Genomic DNA, 15,099 nt, shown 5'->3' on the forward strand with positions numbered 1-15,099 from the left:
ATGATTTGTTTAATTTTAGCTAAAATAAAAATAAAAAAGGCTCAAAAATGACTTTTGACGTTTGCATAATCAATCAAAATAATGAAAATTTAGAAAAAACGTTGCAATCTTTAGACGCAAATAAAGAGTACATCTCACAAATAATAGTCTCTGGCAAAAGTGAGGATAAAGGCATACAATCTTTAAATATAGATTCAAAAAATGAAGCAGATCACCGCAATGCATGTTTGGAAGCTGCAAAGAGTGAATATATCTTATGGCTGAGTCCCGATATAGAGCTTGAAGATGAAACACTCGAAGAGTATGCTGATATTTTAGATGAGATAGAGAGTGATGTAGATATTATCTATCCCAATGAAGTTTTTTTTGATGAAGAGGATGAAAAGATCAGAAATTACGAAGATTGGTATGGCAAAGAAGAACTTTTGCTCCAAAGTCTTTCATTAGAAAACCATCTTCCAAACTGGGCTGTTCTTACTAAAAAGAGTACACTTGAAAAATTTGGAGGGTTTGAATCACAATATAACGATTACACTTTCTATGCATTTATATATAAAAATCTTAAAAATCTCTCTCTTAAACTATCTGATTTAAGCTTTATTAATCATTATATTCATGAGAGCTTTATTGATACATCGTATCGCAGTAAACTCGTACGCGATATCGTAGAAAAATATACTTTGCAAGAGATTTTTCCAAAACTAAATTGGGAAAATGAGAATCTCGCACTCGCAACCGCTTACACGCTTATAGGTGATGTCCTAGCTAAATACTATAACTACTTCAACGCATCTTCATTTTATCGCAATGCAATGCTGAGCTTTCATAATCAAGAGACACTAAGAAAACTTATTGATGCATACCTACAAATGGGACTTTTTGATGAGGCAAAACAGCTTCTTACCACACAAGATGCTACACAAGAGATGCAAGAAGAGTTATTACAAAAAATAGAGCAGACCCAAAAACTTGTACAAAATATTGAAAAATCTGTTGAAGAAGGAAAAAGTGGTGAGATATTAGCTATGGCAAATGATATAATGTCATATTATGAAGGAGCGCCGATATATAATGTGTTAGGAGTTATATATACTCTTAAGGGAGATTTAGAAAATGCATACAAATTTTTCTATAAAGCAGCAACTATGAATCCAATAGATAAAGACATTTTAGCTAACCTTGCAGAAATTGCAAAAAAGATACATAGAGAAAATGATGTAATTGCACTTTATGAAAGAATGACAAAATAAGGATATCAATGCAAGAAAATCTCTCGCGTTTTGATACGCTCAAGCTTGCTACGCAGTATTGGCACGGAGATGAGACTACGACAATACTTATAGTGGTGCTCTTTTTTTTGGCAATAGTTCTCTTTTTTATCATTGGTACAATTTTGCAAAAGAGACTCAAAGAAAAAAACATCCAGCACTATTTTGATATATATGCCAAAGAACGTGAACTAAATGAGCGCGAAAAAGAGACTCTTTGGAAATATGCCCATAAGATGGAGCGCGATCCCATGCTTGTATTGGAATTCAAAGCGCCTTTTGAAAAGGTAATGGATCTCTATATAAAAACAGATCCACACCCAGATGAGGAGCTTGTGAGGAGTCTGAGAAAAAAACTCGATTTTGAAGTAGTAAGCCCCTATATTCCTCTTATCACAACAAAAGATATTGAAGTATTTCAAAATGGGCGTATGATTCTATCAAACAATAAAGCCCTCGATGTCGCACTCTACGATAAAGATGAAAAATATATGTATTGGCTCGTAATCGATGGCGACCTTCCGCTCTCTACACACCCGGGAGAGTATGTTAAAATAGTCTTTATCCGTCAAGATGATGGGATTTATAGTTTTGAGCAACCAATAGCGGAAATCCTCAAAGAGTCTGGTAAAACAATTATTAAGATTCCTCATACATTTGAACTAAGCAGAACGCAACGCCGGGAAACTCCTCGCATAAAAATAGATATTCCTCTCAATTTCATCATCTATACCAATGATGGACAAAACGTTTTTGAAGGGAGGTTTGTCGATATTAGTGCGGGAGGGGCAAAGTTTTGTGCAAAAAATGATAATGATATATTAAAAAAGGTAAAGTTTGGTGATAATATGGAGCTTATTTTTAATCTCGACAAACATACATATACCCTAAGCTCCAAAGTGCTCGAAATCGATAGAAGACCGAAAAGTATCTGCTTTCGTACCCTCTTCGACAATATTGACAAAGAGATAAAAGAGCGGATTTTAGAGTTTGTGCTCAAAGAGCAGCTTAAACATGCCCAACTTAAAAGAAAACGCCAATGAGAGAGAAGAGCTTCAAGTTTTTTATAAAACAAAAAAGCATTCTTATCGATGAGAAGAGATTTGTAATAGCAAATTTGCAAAAAAAGATGGAAAACCTCCAAGAAAAAATAGATCAAAAAAAGAGTAAGATAGATTTACTAGACTCACAAGAGTATGAATCTCTCTTTTCTTTACATAATGCAAAAGCTTTACAAAAAGAGCTCAAAAAAGAGATCGCACAACTTAACCAGCAAAAGAGAGTATTAGAAGAAGAGATTGAAGAGATAAAAATAGAACTTAAAGAGATTTTCAGCCAAAAAAAGGCTTTAGAAAAGATGCTACAAAAACAGCGCATCGAAGCACAACATAAAAAAATGCAAGAGGAAAACAGGTTAGCAGATGAGAGCCATTTACGTAAAACTCTTTTTCATAGTTAGTGTCAGCAGCTTGCTTTTTGCTAATGAATGCAAAGAGATATCCAAAGAACTCAAAAAGCTTCAAGAACTTAAAACTGTTGTAGAAGCAAAGATTGCCAAAAATAAAAAACTGCTCCAAGAGATAAAAGCGCAAAAGAAGGCACTCCAAGATCTCAATGCTACTATAGAAAAGCAGATTGCCCAGATAGAGTCTCAAAGGTTCAAAAAGCTTGCAAAAGATTTTGAAAGTATGGATCCAGAGTATGCTGGAGAGAAACTCTCTAAAATAGAGGATCCAAAAATTGCAGCATATATTCTTTATAATATGAACTCAAGAAAAGCGGGCGAAGCACTCAATTATGTAGCTCCAGAATCACTGAGTAAAATAGTCAAAATACTCACACAACTCAAAAAACATGAAAAAAAATAGTCTCATACGTATCCTCTTTTTTCTTATAGTGTATGTTACACTCAGTGCCATTGCCACCTATTATTTTAGTATTGATAAAAGAGAACGCACAAAACTCTACCTTGCACAACAGATAGAGAAACTCTACTCTGAATACCAAGCTACCAAGTATGCTTATCGTATGCTTGCAAACTTCTTTTATGATGAGTTGAGTCACGATACAAAATTTCTCCAGCTCCTTGTGTCGTGGCAAAAAGATTCAAAAGTAGGAAAAGAGATAGAAAGGTTCTTGAGCCAAAAATTTAGATTATTGCAAAAATATGAGATAAATTATCTCACTATCTATGATCCTTCTGGCAATATTGTAGCGAGTATGCATAAAATGGCACCATTAAAGAGGAAAAAGAGTAAGCTTTTCGAAAAAAAAGAGACAACAAATGAGCTGGTTATTGAATTTAAAAAGCCATTCTATTTTCAACGCAATATGGTAGGAATCTATAAAGCAGCTATCAGTTACAATGTATTTAAAAATAGACTTGCAAAACTTTTCAAAGGTTATTATGAGTACATTATAAATGGTACACTTATTAACAAAAAGGTCTTCAGCTACGGCAACTACCTCTTTGTCCAAAGCGATCTTCACAAAGATTTTTACTATGAACAAAGCTCTAAGTCGCTACAAAATAGTAGGCAAAAAGAGCTCATCCATCGCATTAATAGTACAATAAAAGAGAAAATCGCTTCCTCTTTAGCAAAAAGAAAAAATTTTGCAATTTTGACAAAAATAGATGACACATATTATACGGTCTCATTTCTTGCTATAAAAGGAAAAGAGCATATAGGATATCTCATATCATATAAACCAGACTCCAATACAGCAATTTTTGAGTCGATCTTTTTGCAAAATGTCATCCTTAGCAATATCATTATAGCAATAGTACTCCTATTCATTTACTACGTGCTTGAAACGAGAAACCGCTTTGAGATGATGGCGGTGACAGACAAGCTTACCAAGCTTTATAACCGTTACAAATTCTATTCTATTGCAGAGCAAGAGATCCAAAGAGCAAAAAGGAACAAAAGGCCTTTTGCAATTATAATGTTTGATATAGACAAATTTAAACTTATCAACGATACGTATGGACATGATATAGGTGATCTGGTACTCAAAGAGATCTCGCAAATAATTCGCAAAAATATTCGAAGATACGATTACGCTTTTCGCTGGGGTGGAGAGGAGTTTATTATCCTAGCTCCAGAGACAGATATAAAAAATGCGATGAAACTTGCAGAAAAGATTCGTAAACTTATAGAAAATCATTCATTTGAAGAAGTTGGCAAAGTGACGATTAGTTTGGGTGTGACGCAGTTTGATCCTGAAAATGAAGATAATATTGATGCAGCGATTAAACGGGCTGACAATGCCTTATATCTATCCAAAAAAGAGGGGCGCAATAGAGTTACTCTAGCTGTGTAGTCCCTGCTTTTTATAGATTTTAGCAAATATTTTAGCAATCGCTTGATAGAGACTCTCTGGTACAAAATCTCCTATATCACACGCTTGATAGAGAGCTCTTGCTAAAGGAGGATTCTCTTCAATTGGTACATTATGAAGCCTTGCCTCCTCTTTTATGCGCAGAGCAATTCTATCTACACCCTTTGCCACTACTTTGGGCGCTTGCATTTTGCCTCTTTCATATTTCAAGGCAACGGCATAGTGCTCTGGGTTGGTAATGACTACATCTGCTTTTGCAACTTCAGCCATCATTCGTGTCAGGCTCATCTCACGCATTTTCTTTCTAATGGCAGATTTTATTTGTGGGTTTCCTTCATAGAGTTTTTGCTCCTCTTTTATCTCTTGTTTACTCATTTTAATATTCTCTTCAAACTCGTACTTACGAAAGAAAAAGTCAATAACACTCACAGGAATTGAAAGAAGCGCAAATCCCAAAATCATTATAAGTGTATATTTCATCATCAAATATGCATCATCATAGATTCCTGTTGCAGCAAACCGCAATACCCCTTCAAGTAAGTAACTTACTAAGTAGTATGAAACAACTGTAGCCACTATGAGTTTTAAGAGATTTTTAAACAGTTCAAAAAGTGTCTTGAGTGAAAAGATCCTCTTAAGGCCAGAGATAGGGTCAATTTTTTCTAATTTTGGAATGAGAGGTTTGAAAGTAAACAGAAAACCAAACTGCGCAACATTGGAAAATATGCCTATAATAAGAAGCAAACCAAAAATAGGGAGAAGTAAAATTGCAAGATCTTTTACTATTTCATAAATAATAGCGTAATTATACTCTGGAATATTGTGCAAAGGATCAGAGAAAAAATGGATAAAAATTTTATAGAGTCTCTCAAAGGCAAAAGGTATATAAAAAAGCAGTGTCAAAAATACTGTTATTAAAGAGGCGCTAATAGCAATATCCATACTCTTGGCCACCTGCCCCTCTTCGCGCGCCTTCTCACGCCTCCGGGGGGTGGCCTTTTCGGTTTTATCTGGATCTTTGGCCATCTATTTTCCTAAACTTTTTATAAGATATATTATATCGTGAATGAGATCTTTGAGATACTGCTCTCCAGCAAAGACAATCACAGAAGCTCCTAACGCCAAAGCTGCAAGACCTATAAATATCTGTAAAGGAAGTCCAACAATAAAAACATTGATTTGAGGTATGAGGCGATTTACAAGAGCTAAAGCAAGATTTACGAGATAGAGGATAAGTGCAAAAGGAAAAGCCAGTTTAAAAGCTAAAACAAAAATTGTAAAACTATTTTGTATGATATATTGCCAAAACCCTCCCTGGATATGCATCATACCCAATGGAATATATGAAAAACTCATAAAAAGCGCCGAAACAAAATACCCATAAGCACCTGAAGCAAAAAAAATGATATAAAAAAGCATCAAAAAGAGTTTACTCAACACTGAAATTTGTCCATAAGTTGGATCAAACATATTAACAACTGTTAGCCCCATGAAATAGCTTATTATTTCCGCTGCATAGGAAAATGCCGATACAAAAAAATTGACTAAAAGCCCTATACCAAATCCTATGAGCAGCTCTAAAAGAATCATGAGCAAGATTTTGTAGAGTGTGATATCTTCCAAAGAGAACGTAAATGAGATATTTTTGACTATAAAAAATGAAAGACTCACCACTAATAAAATTTTGACATTTGTTGGTATCATTGTAGTATTGAAAAATGGAAAGCTCAAAAATAGGGCTATAATACGCGTAAAAACAAGTGATATTGCAATAGCATCATGTACAGTGACAAGAGGCGTCATTGTATCAGTGTATGAATGGATTCAAAAATAGATCGAAAATAGTCGGTAAGCTCTACAAACATCCATGAACCAAACACTATTAAAGCAATGACAGTTGCTACAATTTTTGGAATAAATGTAAGTGTCATCTCTTGGATCTGGGTGGCTGCTTGAAAAATACTTACCAACATCCCTACCCCAAATGCTGTAAGAAGAACAGGCCCCCCAACAATTAAAGAGGTTTTGAGCATCTGCTCAATGAGTGTTATTACTTGATCTAGATTCATTTGTAACTCTCTATTAAAGCTTTAATTAAAAGTTCCCATCCATCAGAGAGTATAAACAAAATTAACTTAAAAGGGAGTGAGATCATCATAGGAGGGATCATCATCATACCCATAGACATCAAAATACTTGCTACCAAGAGATCTATTACCAAAAATGGTAAGAATATAACAAAAGCAACCTCAAAAGCAATTTTTATCTCACTGACTAAAAATGCAGGAATAAGGGTAGTAAGCGAGATATCTTCTGGCTTTGTTACCTGCTCTTTTGTAATATTTAAAAAGAGTTGAATATCTTTTTTTTGCGTGTTTTGCAGCAGAAATTTTTTTACTGGTTTGATTGCCAGTTCTAGTGCAGTTTTATCATCAATTTTTTTTTGCATAAAGGGCTCAATTGCTTGTGTATTGATATCGATAAATACTGGTTTCATGATAAAAAATGTCAAAAAAAGTGCCAATGCTATAATTACTTGATTTGGCGGGGACTGAGGGATACCTAGTGCATGACGAAGAAGTGAAAGCACAATAACAATACGTGTAAAAGAGGTAACAGTAATCAAAATTGCTGGTGCGAGACTAAGTATAGTTATAAGAAAGAGAATCTTAAGAGAAATGTCAAGATTTTTAAGCTGTGCAACAGTTTCTTCTACAACACCTGCAGCAAAGAGGGGTAATGTTAAAAAAGCAAAAATTCCAAATAGTCTATACACTTTCCCTCTCTTTTTTCCACTCTTTTAGTACTCTTATACCATTTTCATCAGAGGCAAGCAATATAATATCATCTTTAATCTCTACTAAATAGATATATCTGTTTCTTCCAAGAATTTTGGTCTCTTTGATTTTGATCTCTCTATTTTGCTTGGAGAGTTTTGGAAAGTTGTTATTAAAATAGTAGTAGAGCGCATAAAGAAAAATTATAATAAGAGAAAAAGTAGCAAGAAACTTGATTATCGCATAGCTATCCTGCAAGATCAACTATCCTTACGCCATATTTTTCATTTGCAATAACAATCTCACCAATAGCAAAGGGGGCATCGTTGAGAGTGACTGTCACATACTCTTCTACGCTCTTATCAAGCTCTATCACATCACCCTCTTTGAGAGCAAGTATCTCTACGAGTAGTTTCTCAGTACTACCCACATTTATACTAAGCTTGAGATTGATATCTTGTAAAAACTCTAGTCCTGGATTTTGTGGATTTTCCATGATTATAATCCATTATGCTGTTTGAATGACAAAGTCAGTAAAATAGACATTTTTCACGCCACCAATAGGCAAAATGGCATTAACTCGCTTTAAAATCTCCTCTTTAAGCTCCTCTATCCCTTCGGCAGTTCTTAGTTCACTTGAACTTTTTGTAAAAAGCAGTGTCGTAATTGCATCTTTTACCTGTGGAAGTCTCTTATCAAGCTCTGCTTTGATTTTTTCATCCTGTACATCGAGCACAATGCTAATTTTAAGATATCTGTCAGCATCTTTATCTTGGAGATTTACAATAAACGTACCTACATCAAACTGCACCCCAAGATCTTCTACATTTTTAATCTCTTCAACAACTTTTTCGGCTTTTTTTTCTTTTTGCTCCTCTTTTTTCTTATCAAGCACCAAAAATTTATAAGCAGCCGCTCCGCCACCTCCTATGAGTATAAGCAGTATAAGGAGTATAAGAATGAGCTTTTTTTTACCGCCTTTTTTCTCCTCTTGCTGCTCCTTTGTCTCTTCAGCCATCAAATACCTTTATCGTTTTATATCCATTGTTGTCTGGATGATTTGATCGCCCGTTGTAATTGTTTTTGCATTGGCTTGATATGCTCTTTGAGCAGTAATAAGATTGATAAACTCTTTTGAGATATCTACATTGCTCATCTCAAGCATACCGCTTCGTACTTTGCTAATCACACCTCCTGGTACTATTATCGGCGTAAATGTTTTTTGATTTGGTAAATAGAGGTTGTCTCCTTTTCTTATGAGAATCTCTTTATCTTTAAACGTAGCAACACCGAGTTTTGCAACATCTTTGACCTGACCATTTGTATAAGATCCCTTGAGCACTCCATCCTCTGAAACAGAAATGTTCATCAAATCACCCTTGCCATAACCATCTTGTTGAGAGTAAAAAATAAAATCCGAAGCAACTTCACTTACATTATCGAAAGACATAGTTAGAGAAAGAGGAGATGCTGCACCATTTGTTAACGGGAATGATGGCTGAGGATCGTTTCCGCTTTTAGATTGATTTCCTTGAGCATCATAGGTATATGTTGCCGTATTAGTCCCATCAGAAGCTGATGTTATTCTTCCTTGATCATCGAATTCCAAAGTCAATGTATTATTTTGAGTTCCAGTTGGAACTTCACCATCCAATAACACCACTACCTCCCATCGTCTAGCAGTTTCATCAGTATGCCTATAATAATAAGAAAGAGTATGAGAGTTACCTAAACTATCATATGCAGGCATTGTATTAATATAATTATAAGTAGAGGTATTATTTTGATCAAAAGGTATTGATATCACTGGAACACTAGAATCAAGATTTGTTGGCTCTTCAAAACTAACTTTGGAAGTCATATGAGGTGCTAGTGAACTTGGGATATTCACATCTTCCAGATCACCTATCATATTTCCATTTTCATCCAGTTTCCATCCTTGCAGTTTATATCCGGATTGATTAATAATGTCTCCATTGGCATCTATCCTGAAATTACCGTCTCTTGTATAATATTGTAAATCATTGGCACTGGGACTACGTACAATAAAAAAACCTTCTCCATCAAGTGCAAGAGAGAGTGGTTGATTGGTGTTTTTAAATGCCCCTTGACTAAAATCTTTTGTAGTTGATCCAACAAAAGATCCACCACCTATCTCTCTATTTTTTGGTGCCCCACCTGCTGAAAAAGTTGTCAAAGAGCTTGAAACTAAATCATTAAAATTGACAACTTCTTGCTTGTAACCATTTGTATTTACATTGGCGATATTATCTGAAATCACAGATAGCCAATCCCTGTTTGCTCCTAAACCTGTATTTCCTGTATAAAATGACTGGAGCATTTTAGCCTCCTATCTTCTCAATATTTGCTATATCGATGGTACCTTTATCATAAATTGCTACGATATTTGCACCATCCTTTTCTATTCCTGTAACAAGCGCAGTAGCTTTTACTTTCGCATCTACTCTCTCTTCGCCCTCTTTAGCAACAACACTTACTCTATAATATCCATCTTCAATCGTTTCATCATCCACCTCGAAAATATATTTCTCATTTGCTTTTAGATCACTATACTCTTTTTTAGCAACAATATCTCCCTCTTCATTACTCAGATACACTACAGCATGGTTAGCATCTTTTTTCAAAGAAAATTGCACTTCGCTCTTGCCATTTTGTACAAACGTGTTGTCACCCTCATATAACACTTTTTTTCCTATTAGATTGGTAGCATTCATAAAAAGTGTATTATTGTTATTAAGAGCATTCACAGAGTCTTCAAAATTTTTCATCACTTCTAACTCGCGAAGCTTCACAGTATTATCTATGAATTTTGTAATATCTTGCGCTTCAAAAGGATCTTGATACTGGAATGATGTAAGCAATACTTTCAAAAAACCTTCTTGGTCTATTTGAGAGTTGTCATAATTTGCATCATAAACTTTGATCTCTTTGCCACTAAGACCTTGAAGTGTGTCGATAGCGCTAGTCGCCATAAGTCACCTTTATAATGCTAGTTAAAAAAGATTGTAACCCAAACAAAATTAATAAAACTTTAAAATTATTGAATTTTAGGCTGATTCGATAGAATTTATCAATTTTTGCAGTTCTAAAAAGCTCTCTTGCAGATTTTTTTTAGTATCGACTGATTGTTTTAGAAATGCTTCAAGCTTGTCATAATTTTCAATTGCCAAATCTATTTTTGGTGAAGATCCCTTTTTATAAAGCCCCATATTGATCATATCTTCAGCATCTTTGTATGTTGCAAGAAGATTAATAAATGTAGACTGCATCTGTGCTACTTCATCACTTACAAGTTGAGGAGCAAGACGGCTAATACTTTTTAGAGGATCGACTGCTGGAAAGATTCTTTTTTGTGCCATCTCTTTTGATAGCACTATATGACCGTCTAAAAATCCTACCGCTGCATCAGCTACAGGGTCACTTGCTATCTCATCTCCCTCTACAAGAACAGTATAAATACCAGTAATTGATCCTTTTCCACTAAATGTTCCGGCTTGCTCTATGATTTTTGGCAAAAGTGAAAAGACTGAAGGAGTGTACCCTTTGGAGGTGGGCGGCTCGCCTATGGCAAGACCAATTTCACGCTGCGCCATCGCAAGTCTTGTGAGAGAATCTACAAGAAAAAGGACATTTTTATTACGATTAGAAAAATAGTTAGCAATAGCAATAGCAACATAGACTGCTCTTACTTTTGCTAAAGGTGTTTGATCAGATGTAGCAGCAACCACTACAGACTTTTGCAATGCTTTTTCGGTTAAATTATCTTCAATAAACTCTCTTACCTCTCTTCCTCGCTCTCCAATGAGCGCAATTACGTTGACATCCGCTTCTGTATAGCGAGAAATCATACCAAGCAGGGTACTTTTTCCAACACCAGCACTTGCAAAAATACCTACTCTTTGCCCTTTTCCAATCGTTAATAATCCATTGATACTACGTATGCCAATATCAAGAGGCTCTTTGATGCGGTCACGAAGTAAGGGATTGAGCGGATCATTTTTGAGGTAATATTTATTCTCATAGCGAACAAAATCTTTATTAAGAGGGTTTCCAAATGGATCTATTACACAGCCTAACAGATCTTCTCCTACACCTACATTCACTCGCTCTAGTGAAGCTTCAACAAAACTCCCAACTTTAATACCTCTTGTATCATCATAAGCCATGAGCAAAGTTTTGCCCTCTTTAAAACCAACTACTTCAGCTTCTAGTCCATTTTCCAAATAGCACGAATCCCCAATGGAGACATTAGGCAAATAGGCCTCTATAATAGGGCCGCTTACCCCTATGATACGCCCTTTGACAATAAACTTAGGTAAGCTTTTTAGTCTCTCTTTTAATTTCATCTTTTATAACATTCAACTTTTCTTCTATTTTATTTTCTATTTTAAAATCGTGAAACTCTATAATAAATTCGTTTTCTTTTAGTTCCTCACTTCTTTTTACTTGTACTGTTTCAAAACGTTTTTTTATATCTTCAAACATATTTGGCGAAACAATAATATCAAGTGGCATATAGTTGCTAAAGTCCTCCAGTAGTTTCTCTATAGCTTCGGTAATAGTTTGCATATTTTTTTTGTCAATAAAGAGAAATTCTAGTATTTCATTGACATTATCCAATACAATATCTGTGAAACGGTGGAGAAAAAGATTGTATTTTTGTGCAAACTCTTTCTCAAAATCGAGATATTTAGTCTGCAGATGTGCAATCTCTTGCTCTTTTTCTTGTAAAAAATGAGATTTTAGTTCTTGGATTTTAACCTCAAGAACCTTATTAAATTTTTGCTCTGCGTCACTAAATCCCTGCTCATAACTCTCCTTTGATACTTTGGCTATGAGCTCTTTATACTCTTTCTCCATCTCTTCTATTTTTTGCTGATAAAAGCGCTCTATCTCCTTTATCTTTTCATCAAAATTTTCTGTATCAACTTTTTCTTTAAGCTCTTTACTCGCCTCTTGCATCTGCTCAAAAGCTGTAAAATCGTCAAGTTCTAATTTCATTTGCTCTCTTCTTTTATCCATTTGCTAATCATATCTGCAAGTATATCGGGATTTTCTTCTGCAACTTCCAAAATTCTTGTATAGAGGGGCTCTTTCTCAAAATTAAAAATATCTTCTTCTTTCGCATGGAGCGCTGCTGCAGCTTCTGCTGCTTGCGCCCCAGCACCTTGCAACGCTTCTACTTGTTTAGCTTCTAGCTCTTGCAATTTCGCTCTTCTTCTTTTCATCAAGAGTGTAGCAACAAGTCCAAAAAGTATAAGTACCATTAATACTATAGCTCCTATAAGAAGATAAATTTGCATAGTTTTTTCTTGAGGAGCAGCTACACTCTCAGCCGGTTTTGTAGTCTCAAAAGGTACACTTACTACAGTAACTTTATCTCCTCGCTGCTCGTCAAACCCAATTGCACTCTTTATAAGACGCTCATAAGCAGCAAGCTCCTCTTTGCTTCTTGGTACATACTCTACTGTAACGGTACCGTTTTTATCGATTTTTTTAATGTATTTGCCATCTACAAGTACCCCAACACTTATCTTTTTTACTTTAAAAACATTCTTCTTGGTAACTATGTACGATTTTGTCACATCATAATTGGTAGTAACATCTTTTTTATTTTTATCTAAAAGGAGATTATTGTTTTTTCTATTAATAGTGGCTGGAACATTTGTCGGTGTTCCAGGAGCACCAACTTTTTGCTTCTCAAATCCTTTTGTTTTTTCTTGAATCTTTCTCTCACTGACAATAGCTACCTTGTCTGGATCATATATCTCATCTTTTTTATTAACTTTAGATGTCTCTACATCTACACTTGCTCGCACGACGACTTTTTGTGCTCCAAGAGCTCGTGCTAGCATCGATTGAATGCTCTTTTCAATCTCTCGTTTGATTTTTCTTTTGATATTGACAATATCGCTAGGCTCATCTTGTTTTTCATTGGCAACGAGATCTGAGAGTACTCGGCCTTGATTGTCAACCACTGTTACATTTTGTGGTTTGAGTTTGGCAACTGCATGAGAAACGAGAAATATAATTGCTTTAACCTGCTCTTTACTCAAATCTTTACCAGGCCATAGTGAAACAATAACAGATGCTTTTGCTTCATCCTCTTCTCTTGCAAATATAGAATCTTGTGGCAATGCAATGTTGACTTTTGCTTCCTTTATTGCATCAATCTTTTTGATAGTACGGGCTAATTCACCTTCAATTGCGCGAATATAATTAATGTTTTCTTGAAAATGGGTAGCTCCCATTTTCGGCTCATTAAAGATCTCAAATCCTACATCATGCGATGAGGGAATACCTTTTGCAGCAAGCTTGAGGCGAATATCATAAATTTTATCTTTTGGTACAAGAATAATAGATCCATCACCTTTGACTTCATAAGGAATATTTTCTTGCTGCAGTTCTGAGAGAATCTTTCCTGCATCATCAGGACTTAGGTTTGTATAGAGTACACCATAACGCTCTTTTGAAATATCACGAAAGAGAAGTGCTGAGAGAAGGATAATAATAGCTATAACACTAAGAGCTAAAAAGAGTGTTTTAAGGAAATTCTGATTTTCAAAAAGCTCTTTTGCTTTTGTTTGAAGTGTAGTAAAATCTAGTGCCAATTACTCACCTCATACCTGCATACGCATAATCTCTTGATAAGCTTCAATAGCCTTGTTGCGAATTTCAGTAGCAAGGCGGAGAGAAATATCAGCTTTTTCTATGGTACTCATAAGTTCTACCAAATTATCCACATCGCCTTGTATAAGTTTTGCTTGTGCACTGCTGGCAGCTTGAAGATCGCCATTGACATCTGCAACAAATTTTTCTACAAGATCTGCAAAATCACTCTTTTGAGATGTTTGGACTTGCGCAAGATTTGCAGAAAGTGCACTTGATACACCATCTATTTTCATTTTTTATTCCTTACACTTTTATAATTTCTAAACTTTTAAGAAGCATATCTTTTTGTGTATTAAACGCCGTAAGATTTGCTTCATAAGTCCTCATTGCAGAAATCATATCAACCATCTCTCGCATAGGATCTATATTTGGCAGTTTCACATATCCTCTCTCATCAGCTAAAGGATTTTGTGGATCGTATTTGAGTTTATATGGTGTTTGATCCTCTATCACCTCCTTAATAGCAACTTTTGAAAGAGGCACACCATTTTGGGCATCAAGAACCTCTTCAAATACTGGGATTTTTCGTCTATATGGGTTGCCTTTGTCATCAACTGCATTGCTATTTGCCATGTTGCTCGAAATGATGTCCATTCTATATTTTTGGACAGAAAGACCAGTTTGTGAAACTTCAAGCCCTTTAAAAATCATTGTTATCTCCCACTAATGACGAGTTTAAGTTTTGCAAACTCTTTTTTGAGATTTTCTGCCAAAGATTTATACATAATCGAACTCTCTGCAAGCTTAGCGAGCTCTTCTTGTACATCTACACGGTTGTCATCATATCCCCGTATTTTTGAAAGCTCTATCTCTTTAAATTTTTTCCCATTACTTGTAGGCTCAATATGTTTGGGATTATCTTTTTTCAACTCCATACTACGCTCTAACTCTTTTGCAAAAACCAGTTCTTTAGGCACATACCCTGGTGTATCGGCATTAGCAATATTTGATTGGATCACTTTTGTTCTTTCAAGATAGAAAGAGGCAGTTTGAGAGATTTTATCAATTTTATCCCACAT

20 protein-coding genes are annotated in these 15,099 nt (G+C 35.1%); 5 read left to right on the forward strand and 15 right to left on the reverse strand.

All coding sequences use genetic code 11. The features are described from left to right. Positions 1-47 precede the first annotated feature (47 nt). Genes NITER_RS05240 through NITER_RS05260 form a run of 5 tightly spaced genes read left to right on the forward strand, consistent with a single transcriptional unit; the run spans position 48 to position 4,592 of the window. Positions 48-1,250, forward strand: a complete 1,203-nt coding sequence (locus NITER_RS05240; protein ID WP_084275541.1) for a hypothetical protein — start codon at positions 48-50, stop codon at positions 1,248-1,250. An 8-nt stretch (positions 1,251-1,258) separates the two neighbouring features. Further along, positions 1,259-2,311 carry a flagellar brake protein gene (locus NITER_RS05245; RefSeq protein ID WP_084275540.1) on the forward strand — a complete coding sequence of 351 codons (1,053 nt, stop codon included), beginning with the start codon at positions 1,259-1,261 and terminating at the stop codon, positions 2,309-2,311. Then, positions 2,308-2,727 (forward strand): hypothetical protein, encoded by a 420-nt coding sequence (locus NITER_RS05250; protein ID WP_084275539.1) that lies wholly within the window; start codon positions 2,308-2,310, stop codon positions 2,725-2,727. The genes NITER_RS05245 and NITER_RS05250 overlap by 4 nt, the downstream gene beginning before the upstream one ends. Further along, positions 2,690-3,136 (forward strand): MotE family protein, encoded by a 447-nt coding sequence (locus NITER_RS05255; protein ID WP_084275538.1) that lies wholly within the window; start codon positions 2,690-2,692, stop codon positions 3,134-3,136. The genes NITER_RS05250 and NITER_RS05255 overlap by 38 nt, the downstream gene beginning before the upstream one ends. Then, positions 3,123-4,592 carry a GGDEF domain-containing protein gene (locus NITER_RS05260; protein WP_084275537.1) on the forward strand — a complete coding sequence of 490 codons (1,470 nt, stop codon included), beginning with the start codon at positions 3,123-3,125 and terminating at the stop codon, positions 4,590-4,592. The genes NITER_RS05255 and NITER_RS05260 overlap by 14 nt, the downstream gene beginning before the upstream one ends. On the opposite strand, the gene flhB is transcribed toward NITER_RS05260, so the two are convergent. The 15 genes from flhB to flgB form a co-directional block, all read right to left on the reverse strand. Beyond that, on the reverse strand, positions 4,581-5,636 hold the full coding sequence (flhB, locus tag NITER_RS05265; RefSeq protein WP_084275536.1) for a flagellar biosynthesis protein FlhB: 1,056 nt from the start codon (positions 5,634-5,636) through the stop codon (positions 4,581-4,583). The two genes, NITER_RS05260 and flhB, sit on opposite strands and share 12 nt — an antisense overlap. Beyond that, the gene (locus NITER_RS05270) at positions 5,637-6,413 is read right to left on the reverse strand and encodes a flagellar biosynthetic protein FliR (protein WP_084275535.1); all 777 of its coding nucleotides are present in this window, start codon (positions 6,411-6,413) and stop codon (positions 5,637-5,639) included. After that, complete coding sequence (gene fliQ / locus NITER_RS05275; RefSeq protein ID WP_084275534.1) at positions 6,410-6,679, reverse strand: flagellar biosynthesis protein FliQ; 270 nt, start codon at positions 6,677-6,679, stop codon at positions 6,410-6,412. Before fliQ ends, NITER_RS05270 begins: the two co-directional genes overlap by 4 nt. Then, the gene (gene fliP / locus NITER_RS05280) at positions 6,676-7,386 is read right to left on the reverse strand and encodes a flagellar type III secretion system pore protein FliP (protein ID WP_197685308.1); all 711 of its coding nucleotides are present in this window, start codon (positions 7,384-7,386) and stop codon (positions 6,676-6,678) included. Before fliP ends, fliQ begins: the two co-directional genes overlap by 4 nt. After that, on the reverse strand, positions 7,379-7,645 hold the full coding sequence (locus NITER_RS05285) for a flagellar biosynthetic protein FliO (RefSeq protein WP_159445317.1): 267 nt from the start codon (positions 7,643-7,645) through the stop codon (positions 7,379-7,381). The genes fliP and NITER_RS05285 overlap by 8 nt, the downstream gene beginning before the upstream one ends. After that, positions 7,635-7,883, reverse strand: a complete 249-nt coding sequence (locus NITER_RS05290; protein ID WP_084275532.1) for a FliM/FliN family flagellar motor switch protein — start codon at positions 7,881-7,883, stop codon at positions 7,635-7,637. The genes NITER_RS05285 and NITER_RS05290 overlap by 11 nt, the downstream gene beginning before the upstream one ends. Positions 7,884-7,895: 12 nt before the next feature. Then, the gene (locus NITER_RS05295) at positions 7,896-8,405 is read right to left on the reverse strand and encodes a flagellar basal body-associated FliL family protein (RefSeq protein ID WP_084275531.1); all 510 of its coding nucleotides are present in this window, start codon (positions 8,403-8,405) and stop codon (positions 7,896-7,898) included. 9 nt (positions 8,406-8,414) lie between these two features. Next, positions 8,415-9,728 (reverse strand): flagellar hook protein FlgE, encoded by a 1,314-nt coding sequence (locus NITER_RS05300; RefSeq protein ID WP_084275530.1) that lies wholly within the window; start codon positions 9,726-9,728, stop codon positions 8,415-8,417. A gap of 1 nt (position 9,729) precedes the next feature. Then, positions 9,730-10,380, reverse strand: coding sequence for a flagellar hook assembly protein FlgD (locus tag NITER_RS05305; protein WP_084275529.1), 651 nt, complete (start codon positions 10,378-10,380; stop codon positions 9,730-9,732). A gap of 75 nt (positions 10,381-10,455) precedes the next feature. Next, complete coding sequence (locus NITER_RS05310; protein WP_084275528.1) at positions 10,456-11,754, reverse strand: FliI/YscN family ATPase; 1,299 nt, start codon at positions 11,752-11,754, stop codon at positions 10,456-10,458. Continuing rightward, a complete protein-coding gene (locus NITER_RS05315) occupies positions 11,720-12,409 on the reverse strand; it encodes a V-type ATP synthase subunit I domain-containing protein (protein ID WP_084275527.1) in 690 nt (229 codons plus the stop codon). Before NITER_RS05315 ends, NITER_RS05310 begins: the two co-directional genes overlap by 35 nt. Next, entirely contained in the window at positions 12,406-14,019 is a 1,614-nt protein-coding gene (gene fliF / locus NITER_RS05320) for a flagellar basal-body MS-ring/collar protein FliF (RefSeq protein ID WP_084275526.1), read from the reverse strand. Before fliF ends, NITER_RS05315 begins: the two co-directional genes overlap by 4 nt. 9 nt (positions 14,020-14,028) lie before the next feature. Further along, positions 14,029-14,313, reverse strand: a complete 285-nt coding sequence (fliE, locus tag NITER_RS05325) for a flagellar hook-basal body complex protein FliE (RefSeq protein ID WP_084275525.1) — start codon at positions 14,311-14,313, stop codon at positions 14,029-14,031. Positions 14,314-14,323: 10 nt separating this feature from the next. Beyond that, positions 14,324-14,731 carry a flagellar basal body rod protein FlgC gene (gene flgC, locus NITER_RS05330; protein WP_084275524.1) on the reverse strand — a complete coding sequence of 136 codons (408 nt, stop codon included), beginning with the start codon at positions 14,729-14,731 and terminating at the stop codon, positions 14,324-14,326. A gap of 2 nt (positions 14,732-14,733) precedes the next feature. Further along, positions 14,734-15,099 (reverse strand): flagellar basal body rod protein FlgB, encoded by a 366-nt coding sequence (gene flgB, locus NITER_RS05335; protein ID WP_084275523.1) that lies wholly within the window; start codon positions 15,097-15,099, stop codon positions 14,734-14,736.

Origin of the sequence: Nitratiruptor tergarcus DSM 16512, assembly GCF_027946175.1 — a bacterium.
GTDB lineage: Bacteria > Campylobacterota > Campylobacteria > Campylobacterales > Nitratiruptoraceae > Nitratiruptor > Nitratiruptor tergarcus.